The 20,112-nt window shown below is 67.3% G+C and carries 18 protein-coding genes; 11 read left to right on the top strand and 7 right to left on the bottom strand.

The features are described 5' to 3' along the window. Window positions 1-109: 109 nt before the first annotated feature. The 6 genes from ABZS43_RS12580 (at window position 110) to ABZS43_RS12555 (ending at window position 7,166) form a co-directional block, all read left to right on the top strand. Window positions 110-1,087: an acyl-CoA dehydrogenase family protein gene (locus ABZS43_RS12580; RefSeq protein WP_355035971.1), complete on the top strand. Its 978-nt coding sequence runs from the start codon at window positions 110-112 to the stop codon at window positions 1,085-1,087. Then, window positions 1,084-2,424, top strand: a complete 1,341-nt coding sequence (locus tag ABZS43_RS12575) for an LLM class flavin-dependent oxidoreductase (RefSeq protein ID WP_355035970.1) — start codon at window positions 1,084-1,086, stop codon at window positions 2,422-2,424. The genes ABZS43_RS12580 and ABZS43_RS12575 overlap by 4 nt, the downstream gene beginning before the upstream one ends. Then, entirely contained in the window at window positions 2,424-3,767 is a 1,344-nt protein-coding gene (locus tag ABZS43_RS12570) for an NtaA/DmoA family FMN-dependent monooxygenase (RefSeq protein WP_355035969.1), read from the top strand. Before ABZS43_RS12575 ends, ABZS43_RS12570 begins: the two co-directional genes overlap by 1 nt. Window positions 3,768-3,778: 11 nt before the next feature. Continuing rightward, window positions 3,779-4,822, top strand: coding sequence for an aldo/keto reductase (locus tag ABZS43_RS12565; RefSeq protein ID WP_355035968.1), 1,044 nt, complete (start codon window positions 3,779-3,781; stop codon window positions 4,820-4,822). Beyond that, entirely contained in the window at window positions 4,819-5,856 is a 1,038-nt protein-coding gene (locus ABZS43_RS12560) for an aldo/keto reductase (RefSeq protein ID WP_355035967.1), read from the top strand. The genes ABZS43_RS12565 and ABZS43_RS12560 overlap by 4 nt, the downstream gene beginning before the upstream one ends. A 215-nt stretch (window positions 5,857-6,071) precedes the next feature. Next, complete coding sequence (locus tag ABZS43_RS12555; protein ID WP_355035966.1) at window positions 6,072-7,166, top strand: mechanosensitive ion channel domain-containing protein; 1,095 nt, start codon at window positions 6,072-6,074, stop codon at window positions 7,164-7,166. 12 nt (window positions 7,167-7,178) lie between these two features. On the opposite strand, the gene ABZS43_RS12550 is transcribed toward ABZS43_RS12555, so the two are convergent. Continuing rightward, window positions 7,179-8,111, bottom strand: coding sequence for a hypothetical protein (locus ABZS43_RS12550; RefSeq protein WP_355035965.1), 933 nt, complete (start codon window positions 8,109-8,111; stop codon window positions 7,179-7,181). Between the two features lie 104 nt (window positions 8,112-8,215). Beyond that, window positions 8,216-8,956: a glucose 1-dehydrogenase gene (locus tag ABZS43_RS12545; RefSeq protein WP_355035964.1), complete on the bottom strand. Its 741-nt coding sequence runs from the start codon at window positions 8,954-8,956 to the stop codon at window positions 8,216-8,218. Between the two features lie 107 nt (window positions 8,957-9,063). Between ABZS43_RS12545 and ABZS43_RS12540 the strand changes: the two genes are divergently transcribed. Continuing rightward, on the top strand, window positions 9,064-10,161 hold the full coding sequence (locus ABZS43_RS12540; RefSeq protein WP_355035963.1) for a diacylglycerol kinase: 1,098 nt from the start codon (window positions 9,064-9,066) through the stop codon (window positions 10,159-10,161). A gap of 33 nt (window positions 10,162-10,194) precedes the next feature. On the opposite strand, the gene ABZS43_RS12535 is transcribed toward ABZS43_RS12540, so the two are convergent. After that, window positions 10,195-10,932 (bottom strand): sulfite exporter TauE/SafE family protein, encoded by a 738-nt coding sequence (locus ABZS43_RS12535; RefSeq protein ID WP_355035962.1) that lies wholly within the window; start codon window positions 10,930-10,932, stop codon window positions 10,195-10,197. A gap of 644 nt (window positions 10,933-11,576) precedes the next feature. Here ABZS43_RS12535 and ABZS43_RS12530 point away from each other — a divergent pair. After that, the gene (locus ABZS43_RS12530; RefSeq protein WP_355035961.1) at window positions 11,577-12,587 is read left to right on the top strand and encodes a phosphatase PAP2 family protein; all 1,011 of its coding nucleotides are present in this window, start codon (window positions 11,577-11,579) and stop codon (window positions 12,585-12,587) included. A 36-nt stretch (window positions 12,588-12,623) separates the two neighbouring features. On the opposite strand, the gene ABZS43_RS12525 is transcribed toward ABZS43_RS12530, so the two are convergent. Then, window positions 12,624-13,190: a TetR family transcriptional regulator gene (locus tag ABZS43_RS12525; protein WP_355035960.1), complete on the bottom strand. Its 567-nt coding sequence runs from the start codon at window positions 13,188-13,190 to the stop codon at window positions 12,624-12,626. Window positions 13,191-13,278: 88 nt separating this feature from the next. Here ABZS43_RS12525 and ABZS43_RS12520 point away from each other — a divergent pair, with 88 nt between their 5' ends. Together ABZS43_RS12520 and ABZS43_RS12515 are read left to right on the top strand one after the other, a co-directional pair. Beyond that, a complete protein-coding gene (locus tag ABZS43_RS12520) occupies window positions 13,279-13,755 on the top strand; it encodes a DUF4334 domain-containing protein (protein WP_355035959.1) in 477 nt (158 codons plus the stop codon). Continuing rightward, the gene (locus tag ABZS43_RS12515; protein ID WP_355035984.1) at window positions 13,752-14,840 is read left to right on the top strand and encodes an NAD(P)-dependent alcohol dehydrogenase; all 1,089 of its coding nucleotides are present in this window, start codon (window positions 13,752-13,754) and stop codon (window positions 14,838-14,840) included. The genes ABZS43_RS12520 and ABZS43_RS12515 overlap by 4 nt, the downstream gene beginning before the upstream one ends. Window positions 14,841-14,915: 75 nt before the next feature. Here the strand turns inward: ABZS43_RS12515 and ABZS43_RS12510 are convergent, their stop codons facing one another. Together ABZS43_RS12510 and ABZS43_RS12505 are read right to left on the bottom strand one after the other, a co-directional pair. Next, a complete protein-coding gene (locus ABZS43_RS12510; RefSeq protein WP_355035958.1) occupies window positions 14,916-15,536 on the bottom strand; it encodes a DUF5134 domain-containing protein in 621 nt (206 codons plus the stop codon). An 11-nt stretch (window positions 15,537-15,547) separates the two neighbouring features. Further along, entirely contained in the window at window positions 15,548-16,963 is a 1,416-nt protein-coding gene (locus tag ABZS43_RS12505) for a hypothetical protein (RefSeq protein WP_355035957.1), read from the bottom strand. Between the two features lie 326 nt (window positions 16,964-17,289). On the opposite strand from ABZS43_RS12505, the gene ABZS43_RS12500 reads away from it, so the two are divergent. Further along, window positions 17,290-18,213, top strand: a complete 924-nt coding sequence (locus tag ABZS43_RS12500; protein ID WP_355035956.1) for a hypothetical protein — start codon at window positions 17,290-17,292, stop codon at window positions 18,211-18,213. Between the two features lie 121 nt (window positions 18,214-18,334). Here ABZS43_RS12500 and ABZS43_RS12495 read toward each other — a convergent pair whose 3' ends face one another. After that, a complete protein-coding gene (locus tag ABZS43_RS12495; protein ID WP_355035955.1) occupies window positions 18,335-19,954 on the bottom strand; it encodes an AMP-binding protein in 1,620 nt (539 codons plus the stop codon). Window positions 19,955-20,112 lie beyond the last annotated feature (158 nt).

The raw sequence follows: 20,112 nt of genomic DNA, 5'->3' as shown, positions 1-20,112 counted from the left end.
CAACACTCTTCCCCCCCCCCCCCCTCTCCCTTCCTTTTCGGGCCCCCCCGCGCTCGGGGGCCCCCCCTATTGGGGGGGCCACGGCGCGGGTATCGCCGAAGCCGTCGAGGTGATCGAACGGATCGGCGCCGCCGATCCTTCGGTCGGACTGATCCTGCAATGGAACTACACCAACCATCTGAGTCTGGCGCGCCCCGACAATCCGTGGCCGAAGGAATTGAAGGAGCGGGTGTTCCGCTCGGCGGCCGAGGACGGCGCGCTGATCAACGGACTGGCGGTCGAACGAGAACTCGGCAGCCTCTCGCGCGGCGGTGCCCCCGCGACGACCGCGACCAGGCTTGCCTCGGGTGATTGGCGCATCGACGGCGAAAAGGCCTACGCCACCGGCATTTCGGGCCTGAGCTGGTTCACCGTGACCACCACTACGGCCGAACCGACGCCGCGTATCGCCACCTTCCTGCTCGACCGCGACAGCACGAACTGGCGGATCGAGAAGACGTGGAACCACCTGGGATTACGCGCCTCCGACACGCAGTCGGTGGTGTTCGACGGCACGGTGGTGCCGCACGCGCGGCTCGTGGAATCGCGCGATCCCGCCGACGGCACCGCGAAAACGCGCAGGCCCGCCCGTCAGGCGCTGCCCCTGCTGCTCGCCGCGAACTACAACGGCGTCGCCGTCGCCGCGCGGGACTGGCTTGTCCGCTACCTGCACACCAGGGTGCCCACCGCATTGGGCGCGTCGTTGGCGACCGTGCCGCGCTACCACGACCGGGTCGGCGAAATCGAGGCGTGGATCCAGACCAGTCGCGCGCTGCTGCGCCAAGGTGTCGCCAGTCTCGCCCCCGACGCCGACGGGCCGCTGCCCGCTCTCGCCAAACATGTCGCCACCACCACCGCCATTCGCGTCACCGAATCCGCGCTTGACCTGACCGGCAATCCCGGCCTGGATCGGCAGCATCCGCTGGAACGTCATCACCGAAACGCCATGGTCGGCCGAATCCACACCCCGCAGAGCGATTTCGTGCTGGCGAACCTCGGTCGCGCCGCGCTCGCGGCGGGCCGTGACCCCGAGGAGAAACAGGTATGAGCCGCCGACAGGTCCATCTGAACGTCAATATCCTCAACGCCGGTGTCTTCGGCGGCTCGTGGCGCTTCCCCGGCACCGATCCCGCCGCCGGTTTCACCCTCGAGCATTACGTGCGGATCGCCGAACAAGCCGAAGCGGCGACCTTCGACGCCGTCTTCCTCGCCGACGGGCCCGCGATCAGGGAGGATCTGCGCTACCGGCCCTTCAACAGCCTGGAACCCTCGGTAGTGCTGGCCGCGGTGGCCGCCGCCACCAGCCGCGTCGGGTTGATCGCGACGCTGTCGTCGAGTTACAACCACCCCTACGACGTGGCCCGCCGGTTCGCGTCACTGGATCTGCTCAGCGGCGGTCGTTCCGGGTGGAATGTGGTGACGACCGCGGGCGCCGACGCCGCCGCCAATTTCGGATTCGACGCCGAACCCGAACACGCCGCTCGCTACGAGCGCGCCGCGGAATTCGTCGAGGTGGTCCGAAAGCTCTGGAACAGTTGGGAACCCGACGCCCTGGTCGGCGACAAGGCGAACCACCGCTTCGCCGACTGGGACAAGATCCACCCGGCCGCGCACCGCGGCGCGCATTTCGACGTCGAGGGTCCGCTCAACGTGCCGCGCTCACCGCAGGGTGAGCCGGTTGTGGTGCAGGCGGGCGCGTCCAAGGACGGTCGCGCGCTGGCCGCGCGGGTGGGGGAGGTGATCTTCACCGCGGCCCAGACCGAGGACGAGGCGGACGAGTACTACCGCGACATCAAGGCCCGCGCGGCGGCGCTGGGGCGGCGGCCGGAGGATGTGGTGATTCTGCCCGGCCTGTCGACGGTGATCGGCGCGACCGAGGCGCAGGCCGCCGAACGGCGCGAACTGCTCGCCGAATTGGTTCCGCCGGAATACGCGCTGGCCAGGCTGGCGGGACAGCTCGGCGTGGACCAGGACGCGCTGGCACTGGATTCACAGCTGCCGTGGCAGCTCCTGGCCGATCCCGACGAGGCCGGCGGATCCCAGACCTTCTACAAGATCGCGCTCGGCCTCGCGCGCCGGGAGAACCTGACCGTGCGGCAATTGCTGCGCAGGCTCGGCGGCGGCGCCGGACATCGCATCGTCACCGGCACGCCCGAACAGATCGCCGACGCGATCATCGACTGGGTCGACAAAGGTATCGCCGACGGCTTCAACCTGATGCCCGATGTCCTGCCCGGCGGCTTCGATGATTTCGTCTCCGGCGTTGTACCGATTCTGCGCGAGCGCGGTGTATTCCGGTCCGAATACACCGGGACCACCCTGCGCGAACATCTCGGCCTGCCCATACCTGGGTACGTCGCCCATCGACACGAGGGAGCCGCGTGATGGAGCGCAGACTACGGTTCTTCGTCAATATCGGCAGCGCTGGATATCACCAGGCGGCGTGGTTGGAGCCGGGCCTGCCCGCCGACGCGTTCATTCGGCTCGACCACTATCAGCGGATCGCCGCGATCGCCGAACGCGGCGCGCTCGACGCACTGCTCTTTCCGGATATTCCGGTGCAGCAGCCCGGTATCGCGCGGGCGCCCGCCGCCACGCTCGACCCGATTCTGCTCGCGGCGGCGCTGTCGGTGTCGACGGAGCGGATCGGGCTCATCCCCACCGCGACCACCTCGTTGAACCTGCCCTACAACCTCGCGCGCCGCATCCTGTCGCTCGATCACGCGACGGGCGGGCGGGCCGGGTGGAATGTGGTGACTACCTTCGATCCGAACGCGGCCCGCAATTTCGGGGTGCGTCAGCTGCCCGAGCGCGACGAACGCTACCGCCGTGCGGGCGAATACGTCGAGCTCACCGAGAAGCTCTGGGACAGTTGGGAAGCCGACGCGATCATCGGCGATCAGGAATCCGGTCGATTCGCCGATCCCGAGCGCGTGCACGCGGTGGGGCACCGGGGTGAGTTCTATTCGGTGGCGGGGCCGTTGAACGTCACCCGATCGCCGCAGGGCAGGCCGGTTCTGGTGCAGGCGGGAGCATCGCCGCAGGGGCGGGCTTTCGCCGCCGGGCACGCCGAGGCCATCTACACGACACAGCTGAGCTTTTCCGCCGCACGGGAATTCACCGAGGAGATCCGCGCCGCGGCGACGTATTCGGGGCGCGACGGGGACACCATCCGCATCCTGCCCGGCCTGGTTCCGGTACTCGGCGCGACCGAGGCGCAGGCCAGGGACCGTTTCGACGGACTTCAGGGCAGGTTGCATCCCGACAGCGCGCCGGTGCGGGCGCTGGCGAATTGGCTTGGATACCCGGATGCCGATATCGATCTCGACGCACCGCTGCCGCGACAGCTGACCGTGCTGCCGGAGGGGCGCGTCGGCCCGCAGGGTTTCTTCACCTCGCTGATCAGGTACGCCACCGAAACCGGATATCCGGTGCGGCGTCTGCTGACCGAATTCCTCGGCGGGCACCGGGTGGTCGCGGGAACTCCGAAATCGGTCGCCGACCATATCGAATTGTGGTTCCGCAACGCGGGAATCGACGGGTTCACGATCATCCCCGCGGTCCTGCCCTCCTATCTGGAGGAATTCGTCGACCAGGTGGTGCCCGAACTGCGCCGCCGCGGCCTGTTCCGCCACGAGTACGAACATCACACCCTGCGTGGTCACCTCGGCTTGGCCGAACCGGCGAATTCCCTTGCCCGCCAGACAGTTTTCACGACAAGAAAGTGACGTACCGGACGATGACACATCGCTATCTGGGCCGGACCGGTGTCCTGGTCAGCCCGCTCACACTCGGCGCCATGAATTTCGGGGCATGGGCCAACCGCGATCACGACGACGCCGCCCGGATCATCCACCGGGCGCTCGACGCCGGTATCAATGTGGTCGACACCGCCGACGTGTACTCCCAGGGCGAGAACGAGGAGATCGTCGGCAAAGCCTTGGCCGGTCGACGCGCGGAAGTGGTGCTGGCCAGCAAATTCCACGGCCAGATCGGCGCCGATCCCAATACCAGGGGTAATTCGCGCCGCTGGATCATCCGCGCGGTGGAGGACAGCCTGCGCCGTCTCGGCACCGATCACCTCGATCTCTACCAGGTGCACCGGCCGGAGCCGGAGGTGCCGATCGAGGAGACACTGCGCGCACTCGACGACCTCGTGTCCGCGGGCAAGATCCGCTATTACGGCACCACCACCTTCGAGCCGCACCAACTGGTCGAGGCGCAGTGGGTGGCGCAGGATCGCAATCTGAACCGGCCGGTCACCGAGCAGCCGCCGTATTCGATTCTCGCCAGGGGCGCGGAGCGGGCCACGCTCCCGATCGCGCAGCAGTACGGCCTCGGCGTTCTGACCTGGAGTCCGCTCGCGGGCGGTTGGCTGTCCGGGCGTTACCGCGCGGGGGAGGCGGCGACCGAATCCAGCCGACTCGACCGTCAGCCGCACCGGCACGATCCGGAACTGGCCGCCAACCAGCGCAAACGCGCCGCCGCCGAGGAATTGGCCAAACTCGCCGACGACGCGGGCCTGTCGCTGGTCCATCTGTCGCTGGCCTTCGTCCTGCAGCATCCGGCGGTGAGCACCGTCATCATCGGCCCCCGCACCCTCGACCAGCTGGAAACCCAGCTCGGCGCGGTAGATGTGCGCCTGGACGCCGACATTCTCGATCGCGTCGACCAGATCGTGGCACCAGGGGTGACGATCAGCCCCGCCGACGAGGGCTATCTGCCGCCCTCGCTCACCGATGCCGCCACCCGCCGCCGCGACCCCGCAGGAGCCCTCCGATGAGCCTGTCCGACCTCCGTCTGCTCGGCCGCACCGGTGTACGGATCAGCCCGTACGTACTCGGCGCCATGAATTTCGGCGCGCGCGGCAGCACCACCGAGGAGGAATCGATCGCGCTGATCCACCGCGCGCTCGACGCCGGGATCAATGCCATCGACACCGCCGACACCTATTCGCGCGGGGAGTCGGAGGTGATCGTCGGCAAGGCGTTGCGCGGTCGCCGCGACACTGTGATCCTCGCCAGCAAATTCCACAACGCGGTCGATGACGATCCCACCCACCGGGGCAATTCCCGGCGCTGGATCGCGCGTGCCGTGGAGGATTCGCTGCGCAGGCTCGACACCGACCATCTCGACCTCTACCAGGTGCACCGGCCCGAATCGGTGACCGCCATCGAGGAAACCATCGGCGCGCTGGACGATCTGGTGCGCGCGGGCAAGATCCGCTACTACGGCACCTCGGTCTTCGCACCCGCCGAACTCGTCGAGGCGCAGTGGGTGGCCGACCGGCGCAAGTGGAATCGTCCCGCTACCGAACAGGTTCCGTATTCGCCGCTGGTACGCGGAATCGAACGCGAGACCCTGCCGATCGCGCGGAAATACGGGCTCGGCGTCATCACCTACGGTCCACTCGCGGCGGGGTGGCTGTCCGGGAAGTACCGGATCGGCGCGCAGCAGCCGCATTCGCACCGGGCCGATCTGATTCCCGGACGCTTCGATATCGACGCGCCCGCCAATGCCGCCAAACTCGCCGCCGCCGACGCGCTCGCGGAACTCGCCGAACAGTCCGGGCTGACACTGGTCGAGCTGTCCGTGGGATTCGTCCTTGCGCATCGCGACGTCACCGCGGCGATCATCGGCCCACGCACCGGCGAGCATCTGGACGCCTACCTGCGCGCAGCCGAGGTGACCCTCGGCGCGGATGTGCTCGATCGCATCGATGAGATCGTGCCTGCGGGAACGGTATTCGCCGAACGTGACACCGGGGCCATTCCCCGGGCGCTGGCCGAATCCGCGTTGCGCAGGTCGGTCGCCTGACGAAGGTCGCCGTCGCCGATTCGGAAGCGACGCGGCCGATTCCGACAGTCGAGCGGCCTCCGGAACACCGCGCCACCAGTGGCATTCGTCACAGCCGTCGCGGTGTGGATCGTCGGCACGAGCGGGTAAGCGATTGCCTGTTGCGAGTCGACGACGGAGTCGTCACGGCCGTGCGCATCGCGACACGGCCGTGACGACGAGAGGAGTTCGAACTCTTGGAGGAAGTACTACGGCCGCTCATCGTAGTGGCGGGGACCATCGCGATCACCGTCTGCGCGGGCATGCTGATCGATCGACTGCTGCGTTTCAGCGCGCGTCGTCGCCCGGATTCCCCGACGCCGCTGTCACTGCGAAGACTCCGTCTACCGCTGCAGATGTTGCTGGGGACGTTGGCGTTACAGGCCACCTATCCGCTGGCGCACCTGGATTCACGTCAGGACGTCGTCATCAGGAAGGCGCTCGCGGCGATGGCGATCATGGCCGCCGCCTGGCTGGTCATCCGCGCCGCCGACGCGGTGGCGGAGAATCTGCTGCACCGCTACGCCGCACGCACGAGCGAGGTCTCGCGCGTGCGGCAATTGCGCACCCAACTCGGTCTCGTGCGCCGCATCGTCACCTCGGTGCTGGTGGTCACGACCGTGGCGGTGGCGATTCTGCTGCTCATCCCCAGTATGCGCGCCCTGGGCGCCTCGATGCTGGCCTCGGCGGGCGTGATCGGCATCATCGCGGGCGTGGCCGCTCAGTCGACGCTGAGCAATCTCATGGCCGGGTTGCAGATCGCGTTCGGCGATTCGGTGAAAATCGGCGATACCGTTGTGGTGGAGGGGGAGTGGGGTGTCGTCGAGGAGATCACCCTCGCGTTCCTCACGGTGCGGATCTGGGACGATCGCAGGCTCACCATGCCGGTCTCCTACTTCAACAGCAAACCGTACGAGAACTGGTCACGGGGCGGTCCGCAGATCACCGGCACCGTATTCCTGCATCTCGACCACAGCGCACCGATACCGCTGTTGCGTGAGCATCTGCGCGAGTACCTGAACGAACGCCGGGAGTGGGACGGTCGCGAATGGGGTGTGGTGGTCACCGAGAGCACGCCGACCAATATCGTCGTGCGTGCCACGATGTCGGCCGCCGACGCCGATGACGTCTGGACCCTGCGCTGCGCGGTCCGTGAAGAACTGCTCGACTGGCTCGGCCGCACCCATCCGCGGGCGTTACCGAAGATTCCGACCGCGATAGCGGGACCGGACCCGGAGCAGCGACGAATGACGATGAGCGTCAACGGTTCTCGCGGCGAAGGCGAGCAGTGAGCCCGTCTGGTCTCACGCTGTCCGCCGGAATTCCCGGTAGAGGTCGGGCAGGAAGCGCGCCAGGTGGTTCATCTCCTGGCCGCAGTGCAGCAACAGCTCTCGGGCCGCGTCGAGATCGGCCGCCAGATCGCGAGGATCGACCGAGGGGCCGCGTCCGACGGCATCGGCGGCCCTGCCGAGATCGGGGACGCGCAGACCCCACATGTCGAGGTAGAAGCGGCTGCGCATCTCGCATCCCCCGGCGATCGGCCTGACCTGGTGGGCCAGCCACCCGACATCCACCGGAGCGACGCTGCTGCCGACCCTGGCCAGGATCGTCGTATGCCCTTCGGGGACATCGAATCCGTGCGCGAGCGGATCCTGGAACGCGATGGCCAGCTGCTGCAGTTTCGGCCCGATGTACTCGTCGACGTAGGAGATGTTGCCGATGTATTTGTCGCGGTCGGGGATCGGCTCGGCGGTCCGGTCGGCGGCGATGCCCGCGTACAGGTGCGCGTCGGGATGCCAGAGTTTGTAGCGCGCCGATTCCGAGGAATGCCAGCCGAACCACCAGTCCCACATGGCGGAGGTGACGCCGGGCATCACGGTGTGCACCGCCACCCATGTCTGGCCGGAAACCGTTCTTCCATAGCCGGTTTCGACCCGCGAGTACCCCGTCGCGGCGAGATCGCCGCGCAGTGCCGAGTGGTCGGGAATGTCCTGCGCGGGTGTGGCGGGGCCCGCGTACGCGGCGGCCACCGGGGCGGGCTCGCGCGTCGTGCGGTCGGCCATGTATTTCGCGTAAGGCCGGGCGTGATCACGCTCGGAATACCCGCGATATCTCGTATTCGGCGAATCTGGTTCGGCGTTGGCCGTGGCGCCGAACCCGCCGGTGACGACCGCACCGGCCGCCGCGGCCGCGAGGGAAAGCGTCGCTCTGCGCGTCAGGTACCGCTGTCTCAGCACCCGTCGAGACTAACCACGCCGCCGCGCGGAAGATAGACGTTACTGACAGTTCACTACGGATTCCCTCGGCCCGTCTCTTCTCGGCCACCCGAAGGCGGTGGCGCTCACGAGGTTTTGTGTGGAACCGCCGTGACCAGCCCGCCGTCCACGACGAATTCGGAGCCGGTGGAATAGGCGGATTCGTCGCTGGCGAGGAAGAGGACGAAGGTCGATACCTCGGCCGGTTCGGCGGGGCGGCCGAGCGGGATCGTCACGAGATCATCGGGAATATTCGCCGTCATCGGAGTGCGGATCAGTCCCGGATGCAGCGAATTCACCCGAATTCTGTGGGGGGCGAGTTCCAGCGCCGCCGATTTCGCCAGCCCGCGCACGGCCCATTTCGAGGCGACGTAACCGTGCGCCCACGGTGCGCCGCGCAGGCCCTCGATGGAGGAGACATTGATGATCGAGCCGCCACCGGCCGCGATCATCGGATCGACCACCGCGCGCATGCCGAGGAAGGTGCCGGTGAGGTTCACGTCGATGATCGTGCGCCACTTGTCCAGATCGAAGCGTTGCAGAGGTCCGCCGTTGACGATGCCCGCGTTGTTCACCAGGACGTCGACCTTGCCGAATTCGCGCACCGCCTCGTCCACGGCGGCGGTCCAGTCGTCGGGCTGGGTGACATCGAGGTGGATGTAACGCGCTGCGTCGCCGAGGGATTCGGCCAGCGCCTTGCCTTCGTCGTCGAGGATGTCGCCGATGACGACACGGGCCCCCTCCGCGACGAGCAGGCGCGCGTGGGCCGCGCCCATGCCCTGTGAGCCACCGCTGATGAGTGCGACTTTGTCATCTACACGTCCCATGGACGTCACGCTAGCATACGACTGGAATGTGTTCTAGACACTTGTCCGGAACTATGATCGGCGGAATTGTCCGCCGGATCGCAGGAACTTCCAGGAGGAGATCCCGAATGTCTTTGCGTGTAGCGCACGTCGGCACCGGCAACGTCGGCAGGTTGGCGTTGGCGGGAATCATCACGCACCCCGAACTCGAATTGGCAGGGGTATGCGTGTCGACGGAGTCCAAGGTGGGCAAGGACGCCGCCGAACTCGCCGGGCTCGATCTCCCGACCGGCATCGCCGCCGTCGCCAGCCTGGACGAGGTGCTCGCCACACGTCCCGACTGCGTCGTGTACTGCGCCATGGGCGACACCAGGTTGCACGAGGCCATCGAGGATTGCCGCCGCATTCTCGCCGCGGGGGTGAATGTCGTCGGCTCGGCGCCGGGACTCCTGCAATATCCGTGGGGGGTGCTTCCGAGAAAGTACCTCGCGGGTGTCGAAGAGGCCGCGGCACAGGGTGCTGCGAGCCTGTTCGTCACCGGCGTCGATCCGGGATTCGCCAACGACCTGATCCCGCTGGCATTCGCGAGTACCTGTCAGCGCATCGAACAGGTGCGCTGCATGGAAATCGCCGACTACGCCACCTACGACGGATCCACCGTGATGTTCGACGTGATGGGATTCGGCAGATCACTCGACGAGGTGCCGATGCTGCTGCAGCCGGGCGTGTTGAGTATCGCGTGGGGCCCGGCCGTCCGGCAGCTGGCGACCGGACTCGGCATCACCGTCGACGAGATCACCGAAACCTACGAGCGGGTGCCCGCCGCCGAGGCTTTCGATATCGCGGCGGGCGCCATCGCGCGCGGCGGGCTCGCGGCGCTGCGGTTCGAGGTACGCGGGCTGGTGAACGGATATCCGGCGATAGTCATCGAGCACGTCACCCGATTGCGCGAGGATCTGTGCCCCGATTGGCCGCGGCCCGCGCAGCCGGGCGGTTCGTATCGGGTCGAGATCACCGGCGAACCGTCATACAGCGTCGATATCTGCCCCACCAGCCGCGTCGGCGATCATAATCACGCGGCCATCGTGGCCGCGGCGGGCCGGATCGTCAACGCGATACCCGCGGTGGTCGCGGCGGCCCCCGGCATCCGGACCACCCTCGATCTGCCGTTCATCACGGGTAAGGGGCTGTTCACCGCGCCGAATGCGTCGCCGCGGGCGCGATAGCGGATGTGTCGCGGGCCGCGCCGCCCGGCGGGTTCAGGTCGACGCCAGATACGCGGCCAAGCCGATACCGCAGAGGGCGACCGCGACCCGCACGGCGGCCGGCGGCAAGACCTTCACCACCGGGGGCCCGCACCAGCCGCCCGCGAAGGCCCCGATCGCCATCGCCGGGGCGGCCAGCCAGTGCACCGGGCCGAAGAAGGCGAAGCCGATCGCCGCGACGAGATTGGCGATCCCGGTCAGATAGCTCTTCAATATGCTTGCGCGCCAGATGTTTTCCGAGGTGCAGACCAGAATGAGCGCCAAGAACATCACTCCGACGCCCGCGCCGAAATAGCCCCCGTACACGGCGATGGCGACCATGCCGAGCGGATACAGGCGCGGGAACTCCCGATCGCCCGCCAACGCGCGCAATGTCGGTTGGAGCAGCAGACTCACCGACGCCGCTACGAGCAGAAAGGGCACGATCACCTCGAACGCGCCTGCCGGGGTGAGCAGCAGCAGAGCCGCACCCGCGATGCCGCCGATCGCCGAGCACGCCGCCCAGAGAACGAGTTTGCGGCCGTCCTTGGCGAGCGCGGCGCCCGAATTCGTGGTGGATCCGACCCCGACCGCGACCATCGCGACGGTGTTGGTGACATTGGCCGACACCGGTGACAGTCCCGCCGCGAGCAATGCGGGATAGGAGATGAGCGAGGCTATTCCGGTGACGTAGCCGACGAGTCCCGCGAAGAATCCCGCGACGACCACGAGAACGAAGGTGAGAACGGTCAACGCGGATTCTCCGGTGGGGTGCGGGGACGGGGTCACGGCAAAGGCCCCGCGCCCTCGGATCACCGAGAGGCGGAGCCTCCTGTGTCAGGGAACTATACGGGCCGGTAACTCGGGGATCGCGTCGGCCGGCTTCCCCGGCCTTCACACCCGAAGCGAAGACCAGTCTCGGTCACACCATCACGCGCCTCGCCAGGCAAGCCGCCACCGACGAAGGATCGACCATGATCATCGTCATAGAAGGCCCCGTCTCCGCGCCGACGGCGATTTCGGACAGGGTGATGTCAAGGCGGTGCCGAAGGTCGTCACCGTGCTGAACAACGACAGTTCGACACCGTGGTGGACCAGCCGGATCGGTAGCACGAACTCGGCCGGGTCGGCGTCGGTTGCGGGCGCGGCGTAGGTCAGCAGTTCCTCGTGGAGAGTCTTCAGCTCCGGATCGCCGGTGGCCGCACCTGATGGGCCAGGCGCGGCGACAGGATCGCGCGTATCTGGTCCAGGTTGCGCAGCCGGTGGGCGAATCCCTTGGGGTGCAGGCCCAGTCGCATCATGTTGATGGGAGGCCGCGGCAGAGAGGTGTCAGTTGGGTTACGGGAGGCCGGATACGTAGCGAATTCGCTGCGAAATTGTGTCAGTACACTGGGTAAATGACGGAGTTGTCCACCGAAGTGACTCGGGCGGCGGTATCCGAGGAAGAGTATCCGCGCGGGACACGTCGCGCGGTGCGTGTGGCGGTGCGGTACGCGTACCTGATCGCACTGGTCATCGGGATTCTCATCGGCATTCTCCCCGGCGGACGCCTGACCGAGGTGGCCTGGATCCTCACCGGCATCATCGCGTTCACCATCGATCGGCCGTGGCGCGACCATCTGCGGGTGCTGGTGGACTGGCTGCCGCTGGTGGCGGTGCTGCTGGTCTACGACCTCACCCGCGATCTCGCCGACACCGTCGGGATGCCTTTGCGCATGCACGAACTCGTGACGGCCGAGCGCGGGCTTTTCGGCGGCGCTCTCCCCACGGTGTGGTTGCAGCAGAATCTCGCGGGCGACGGCCAGCCCTGGTGGACGCCTGCCATCGGTGTCGTCTACACCACCCATTTCATCGTCCCGTGGGCGCTGGCGGCGATCTTCTACGTGTATTCGCGTCCACTGTGGGCGCGATATATGCGCCGCATCCTCCTGCTGTCGTATCTCGCGCTGGTGACCTACATCCTGGTGCCCGCCGCGCCGCCGTGGTACGCGAGCCGCGAAGGCGCGATCGACGAGCAGGTGCGGCGCGTCTCGGGATTCGGACTCGGGATGGTCTCGCCGGACGTCAGCGCGAAATGGCTGGAGGATCAGGGCAATTACGTCGCGGCCCTGCCGTCGCTGCATACCGCCTTCGCCGTCCTGGTGACCGTGACGCTATGGCCGGTGCTGACCAGGTGGTGGCTGCGCGTCCCGCTGGTCCTCTACCCGTTCGCGATGGCGTTCACCCTTGTCTACGGCGGCGAGCACTATGTCATCGATGTACTTCTCGGCTACGTCTACGTGGGAATCACCGTCGTGCTGGTGCGGATGTGGGAGCGATACCGAGCCTCGGGTCGACGGGAGTCGCCCGCGACGGATGAGCGCGAAGGCGCGACCGCGCGCGAAAGCCGTGTCGGCGCGGATACCTGAGCGCGGACGTCGCGCTGGTCGATACCGCCTTGTGCTTCACGGATTCTCGGGTGTGACCAGTCGGCGCGCCGCCAGCACGACTGCGGCGCGGCGTTCGGTGATGTTGTGCGGGCCGTCGTCCCTGGTGGCGTGCACGGCGGCGGTGCGGGCCAGATCGGTGAGCATGACGATCAGGGTGATGGGCGCGAAATCGGAGGTGATCAGACCTTCGCGCTGGCCGCGTTCCAGTTCGGTGATCTTCGCGGCGATGACACGTCGCACGACCTGTTCGGCCTCCGGGATGGAGAGCTGTTCGACATCGGCCCAGGCCTGGAGGCGGGCGTTGTCCGGGTGCCGGATGTAGTGGTCGAACAATCGGCCGACATAACCGGGGAGATCGGCCGCGTCCAGCGCCGTCTCGGCGGTCGTGTGGTCTGCCCACTGCTCGGTGACCGCAGCATACAGCGCGTCCTTACTCGCGAAATAGGCGTACAGCCGATCCTTGCTCGCCTTCGCCTCGGCGGCGATGCGATTGATCCTGGCCCCGGCGACGCCGTATGTCGCGAACTCGGCCTTGGCGGCGGCGAGGATCCGTTCCCTGGTGGCATGTCCGGCGGCGCGCATTCCGGCATCGTATCTTGCCGAACCATTTGGTTCGTGGATAAGGTTCACGAACCAAATGGTTCTCGAGATGGAAGGGTGTGGGTCGCCGATGGCAACTGCCGTGGAGTCCTGGAGGGAGCTGGCCGCGCGAGAATCGGGGGTGTCGACCGCGGAACTGGATGCGCTGTGGGCGCAATTGCCGACCGTGCGCGCGGAGGAGATCCTCGGCCGATGGCGCGGCGCCGCCTTCGCCACCGGTCACCCGCTGTGCCGGGCGCTGCCCGCCAGTCGCTGGTACGGCAAGAATTTCCACTCGCTCACTCGCGCCGAGCCGTTGATCTGCCGGGCCGAGGACGGGTCGCTGTTCTCCAATGTCGAACTCGGCGGCGGCGAGGCGAGCCTGTGGAATATCGAATTCCGCGGGGAGGTCACCGCGACGATGGTCTACGACAGCCGCCCGGTTTTCGATCACTTCAAGCGGCTGGACGAGTCGACCCTGATGGGCATCATGAACGGCCGCCCCGACCTGGTACTCGCCGATGGCGAATACTTCTACTTCCTGCTCGAGCGGGACGGCTCGTGCTGACCACCACCGCGCTGCTCTCGCGCGATCCCGCCGCGCCGTTCAGCATCGAGGACGTCGAGGTGGATACGCCGCGCGCCGGGGAAATCCTGGTCCGCATCGAGGCCGTCGGCATCTGCCACACCGATCTGGTCACCCGTGCCGCGGGTGGCGCGGATCGGCCGGTGCTGCTCGGACACGAGGGCGCGGGTGTCGTCGAAGCGGTCGGCGCCGACGCCGGGCCGGTGCGGGCCGGTGATCGCGTTGTCCTGACCTTCCGTCATTGCGGGCAGTGCGCGAGCTGTCGCGGCGGGCGACCCGCCTACTGCAGGCGTTCGATGGCGCTGAACCAGTTCGGCTCCCGTCCCGACCGGACACCGCGAATCACGGCGGGGGGTTTGCCGGTCCGGGACGGGTTCTTCGGGCAGTCCAGCTTCGCCGGTTACGCCCTGAGCACCCCGGACAACACCGTGGTCGTCGACGAGGGCACCGACCCGGTTCTCGCCGCACCGCTCGGCTGCGGTTTCCAGACCGGCGCCGGTGCGGTGCTCAATGTCCTGCGTCCCGAACCCGATGCGGCACTGGTCGTCTACGGGGCCGGGGCGGTGGGTATGGCCGGTGTCCTCGCCGCGCGTGTGGCCGGGATCGAGCAGATCATCGTGGTCGAACCGAATGGCGCGCGGCGCGAGTTGGCACTGTCCCTCGGTGCGGTGGCGGCGATCGATCCGGCTCGTGGCGAGACGACCGAGGTGATTCGCGACGTCACCGCGGGCGGTGCGACCCATGCCCTCGACACCACCGGATCGGCGACCGTACTGGCGCAGGCCGCCGCGGCGCTCGCCGTCGGTGGCACGGTCGTCGCCGTCGGGTTGGGCGCGGGTGTTCCCGCCATCGATCTCCGCGATATCGTGCTGGGCGGCAAGACCGTTCGCGGTTGTCTGGAAGGCGACGCCGATCCGCACACCTTCATCCCGCATCTGCTCGAACTGCATGCGGCGGGCCGATTCCCGATCGATCGGCTGGTCGCCGCGTACTCGCACACCGATATTCGGAGCGCGCTCGAGGATCAGCGCGCCGGACACGTCGTCAAGCCGGTCCTGACCTGGTGAACACCGCTGCACCTCGCGGTCGCGTCGACCGGGGACCCTCCGATTCGTCGCCGCGTCGATCCACGCCGCGGTTGTTCAGCCAGGGGATCGCAGGGCGAGCACCAGCATCACCGCCATCGTGAAATCCATGGTCGCGTGCGGGAATACCGCCGCGATCGTCGCGGGCCGGGTGTTGCCGAACTGCCGGGGCGCGCGGATCGCCGCGACCGTCACGACCAGCGCGTCGAGGACGAACAGTGTCACCAGAAACCATCCGATCGCCGGGATCGGCGGACTCGTGACATGCGTCGTCGCGTGTTGGTCGTGTTCGGAATGCGATCCGTGCGAGGTGAGTGTCGCGTAGATCATCGCGATCGCGGCGACGCAGTGATACAGGGCGGCGCCGGCCTGCTCGCCGCGATTCGCCGAGTCCGCGCGGGCGCTCCCGACGATCAGCCACAGCAGCGAAACCGCCGCCACCATCCCGAACAGGCTGCGCCAGAACGTGATCGGAAGCGCCGCGCCCGCCGCGCTCCACATCGCGGCCATGGCGACGAGCATGACCGCGTGCACGAGATCCGCGCCCCGCCCGAACCGACCCGGCCCTGTCGGCACGGCGCCGGACCTGATCAGCCGCGCACAGGCCACGACGGCGGCGACAAGGCACAGCGTTATCAACGCCGCGGTCGCCCGGGGCGCCGGATTCGCGTGATCCACGTCCCGCCGAATCAGGCCGGAGTGACGCGCACGTCGGTGCGCCCGCCGAGGTCGACTTCGATGACGCTCTCGCCGTGCGCGTTCGCGGACACGATCGATTCGGTCGCACCCGTGACGCGGTAGCTCCGGTTCGGGATGAGCCGGTGAATGCCCAGCCGCACCCGTCGATCGCCGCGACCCGGCCGCAGCACCAGTTCGAGGCCAGCCCCGTCGGTGACGGCTTTGGCGACCAGCACATCGGGATATGCCGCTTCGGCCAGGACGGGGCCGGTCCGCCATTGCGGGGGCACCGTGCCGAGGATCAGGTCGCGCAAGCCGTTCGGCCGAACGAATCGGGTCAGTGCGTGGTGGGCGTTCGTGACGGTCGAGACTCCGGCGAAACGCCGCGCGCCGTCGCGTTCGACGACTCGATACCGCTCGCCCATGGAACGGGTGAGCGCCTCGGCGAGATCGAGTTCGCCCATCTCGGCGGCGGCGGTCGCCACGAAAATCCTGGTCATACCGTCGCCGTTGACGACGTTGTAGTTACCGAGATCGACACGGGCGCGCGAACTCCCGCGCAGCCGAACGCTGCTTCCGTCGAAGTCGACGAACCGATCCCGGATGGTGGTCCAGGTGTCGCGGGCCAGGTCGGGCATCATCGCGTTCAGCCAGGCGACCATGCCCGCGTCATAGCCGAGTACCGGCCTGCTGATGGTGAGGGAAGGACCGAGTCTGCCGGGGATGAATCGGCCGTCGCGCAGCCGCCAGCCGTCGTGCAGATAGCTGTGGCGGATCCGGTCGACCAGGTCTCCGGTCAGATCGGTGCCGTGCAGGCGGTCGTGCATCACCAGGGTGTTGAACGCGAAGACGTTGCAGATCGGATAGATGAGGTGGGGCTCGCACGCGTACTGCGGACAGTTCTCGCGCGCGTGCATATTCCGGCGGATCGCACGGGAGAGCCGGGCGAAATCGTAGTCGTGCACCCGGCGCGGGCTCCAGGTCAGTTTCAGCGAGCCGGGGCGGTCGAAAGTCCGGTCGGCGTTGAGAGTTTCGTACAGGCCGAGCATCACGCCGAAGTAGCCGGTGTACATGACGTTCGCGTGCCGCATGGGATCGGTGTTGATCCTGGCGTAGCCGATCAGGCTTTCGGCGGCCCAGTAGCCCCAGACCCGTTTGTCACACATCTTGACAATGGCGTTGCGCTGCGCTTCAGCGAGGTAGCCGGTGAAGGCGGGGGTTCTCGTGTACTGCGCCATGGCGAGCGCGTACCCGATGAAATTCAACTGGTAGCGCAGCGCGCTGCCGCCGATCTGTTCGATGCGGTCGAAGCCGTCGAACCGATCGAGCGGTTGCAGTGCCAGGTCGAGGACATAGCGCTGGAACGCGAGATCGTCGGCGCTCGATTCGGAGACGGACGGCATGGTCTGCGGTGCCGGTGCGGTCATCAGGCGGCCTCTGTCCGTGTGCGGGTGGAGCGCGGGTCAGCGGGGCCCGCGCGGTGGGCGGTCGGGGCGAAGTCGACCGCGTCGATGGGGCGGTCGCGCAGCCGCCGCCAGAGTCGGTGCACACCGGCGGAGAGGTAACCGGCGAGGAGACAGCACGGCATCGGTGCTCGCTTCTTCGGGCCGCGGCGATGCGGCAATGAAATAATTAGATATCAACTCTATCAACTACTCGGAAGGGTTCGCCTCGTGTGACGGAATTGATGAGATGTTGATATGGTTCGCTACGCATCATCTCATTACCTCAACCACGTATGCGGGAGAAATTCATGAGCAGTGCATCGATTCGGCGGCAGCGCGCGATGATGGCGGGAGCGACCGGTGTCGTTCTCGCCACGGTGATGGCAGCCGGTGTGGCCGTCGCCGATCCGAATATCCAGGTCCCCGGCGTCGATGACGGTCTGCCGAACTGCGCGGTGCTCAACGTGAACGCCTTCGCCGGATATATCGGCACCGGCGCCCCGCGCCCCACCCGCGCCATGGACGAGACCTTCGCCACCGCGCCGGTCGGCGACTGGTGCAATACGAATGTCGGGTACTCGGGCACCAGTTACGGCGCGGACGGCGTCACCATGGTCAACCCGCCCACGATCGATGGTCTGTTCCCCTACAACAACTCCGAGATCCTGGCCGAACCTGTTTTCGAGCCCGGTCAGACCATGACCATGGATATCAAGGGCGCGCCGGATATGACCAGCCACAACGGCACCGCCGGGTGGGGTGTGTCGAACCGTTCGATCGACCCTCTCGGCCTGGAGATCGCCTGGTTCATGTACAACGGCTCGCACGGACTCGTCGGTGACGCGAGCGCACTCACGCGCCCGATCTTCAACGTGCTCGGATCCGAACTGCCCCGTGGCTTCTTCCTCATGGTCAAACGCGGCGGCGAGTTGATTCCGAAGATCACGATGCTCGACCCGGCCCTGCTCGCCGACGATCACGCCTACGCCGTTCGCCTCGACCACGAGCTCGTGGAATTCTTCATCGACGGCGCATCCGTCGGCTCTTTCACGCAACCGCCGCACGGTCGGGGCGTCAATATCCTGCACAAGCCGGTCCCGTTGCTCGGGCAGATGTGGCTCGACGGCAGTTACTGGTTCCCGCTGCCGATTCCGGAATACAACGCCGTCGAACAGCGCCTGACGATGACGCGGTACCGCCAGGGCCCCAGCGCGACAACGCCTCTCGTGTGATCGATGCCCCGGCTCGTGACCGCCGCCGATCGGGTCGGCGAAGTCCGTTGTAGTGCAACAGGTCTACCGGACCTGCGCAGGTCCCATCGGTAACTCGCCGTCACCGTCGTCGGGCCCGGATTCACGCCGGATCGCGGGGCGCGAGCACATGATGGGGAACCCGTTCGGCGATATAGCGCCGGACCCAGTAGTAGTCGGGCTTGCCGCTGGGGGAGCGCCGCAGGGTCGGCGCGCTCCAGATCAGCCGGGGCACTTTCGACCACTCCAGATGACGGCAGAGATGTTGTTTGAGTGCGGCGAAGGACAGTGCGGTTCCCTCGGCGGTGCAGACGAGTGCCGCGATTTGGCTGCCCCACCGTGGATGGGGAAGCGCGATCGCCATCGCGTCGCGGATCGTGTCGTGGGATCTGAGCACGTTCTCGACCTCCTCGACGAAAACAGTGACGCCGTCGATATCGATCGAGGTATCGCGCCGACCGATGAAAGTGATCGAGTCGTCCGATTCGACTCTGGCGACGTCCTGGGAAATAGCGAGGGATTCCGGCCCGGTCGCGCGGAGCAGCGTATCGGTGCCGGATCGGTCTTTGTAATAGCCGAGCGGCAGGTTTCTGGTCGCGGCGAGATACCCCTCGGCGCCGACCGCGGTCGGCCTGCCCTCGGCATCGACGACGGTGGTGCCGGGGGCGCGCTGGAAGCGCGAGCGGCGGGCGAGATCGTCGTCTTTACGGGCCACGCTCGCGCCGCGCAGACCGGTTTCGGACGATCCGATCGATTCGAAGATATCGGCCAACGGGAATTGTTCGAGCAGTTCGTTTTTCACCGATTGCGACAGCGGGGCGGCACACGAGGCGATGGTCGTCAGCGATGTGGCGTCCGTGGGTCGCCGTCGATAGGCGTCGAGTAGCGGGCGAGCCATCGCGTCGCCCGTCGCCACCAGGACCGCCGGTCGCTTCTCCGCGACGATCCGCCATATCTCGTCGGGATCGAACCGTGACGTTACGACGACCGTGTGCCCGCACAGGAGCGCGGTGAGGGTCGGCATGATCCCGGCCGCGTCACCGAGCGGTACGAGAACCAGCCATCGCGGGTGGCCGGAGCGGGGGTGGGAGCCGCGCAGTTTGCGCGCGCCGAGCCGCTCGAGGTGAAAGTCCATGCTGCCGTCCAGAACTCTCGCCAGATCCTGGTGCTGCCACATGATGGCCTTCGGCGGGCCGGTCGTGCCGAGTGTGTAGAGCAGCATCAGATCCTCGCCGCCGCGGGCCGACACCGGGCGCAGCGGCAGACCTGCGCGCAGTTGCGTCTCCAGGGCGGGTATGCGCGGTGACGGCCTCCGATCGGCGAACTCGTCCGCGACGGCCACGGTGTGGCGCAGCTTCGGCAGGCTCGGCCCTGCCGCGTCGACCAGATGCTCATAGCAGCGGTGGTGGACGAGGAGTTCGAGATCGGCGTGGTCGCACACATGCCGGACCTGTGCCCAGCCGTGCCAGTAGCCGACGTTCACCAGGACGGCGCCGAGTTTGAAACACGCCAGGATGGTTTCGACGGTCTCGATGCTGTTGTGCATGAGATACCCGACGTGGGTGCCCGATCCCACGCCGCGTGCGGCGAGCACATGGGCCATCCGGTTGGCGCGGATATCCAGCTCTGCGAAGGTCACGGTGTGATCGCCGTGGACGACCGCGGCACGGCGGGGCACGCGGTCGGCGGCCTGCTCGAAAAGGTCAGCGAAATTGCTCGACATCACAGTGCTCGATGGGGTGGTGACGCGTCTGCCCCGGGGAGGTCATGGGACAGGGCGCTGGACAGGTGTCTGGATGATAGCAGTAGCCGGTTCGCGCCGTCGAGGTGAACAATGCGGCCGATCGGGGTTGGGGCGAAGGTTTCTGGTTTAGTCTGACG

The sequence above is a fragment of the Nocardia sp. NPDC005366 genome, from assembly GCF_040606855.1.
In the GTDB taxonomy this organism is placed as follows: Bacteria; Actinomycetota; Actinomycetes; order Mycobacteriales; family Mycobacteriaceae; genus Nocardia.
This window is presented reverse-complemented; position numbering and strand designations above follow the sequence as displayed.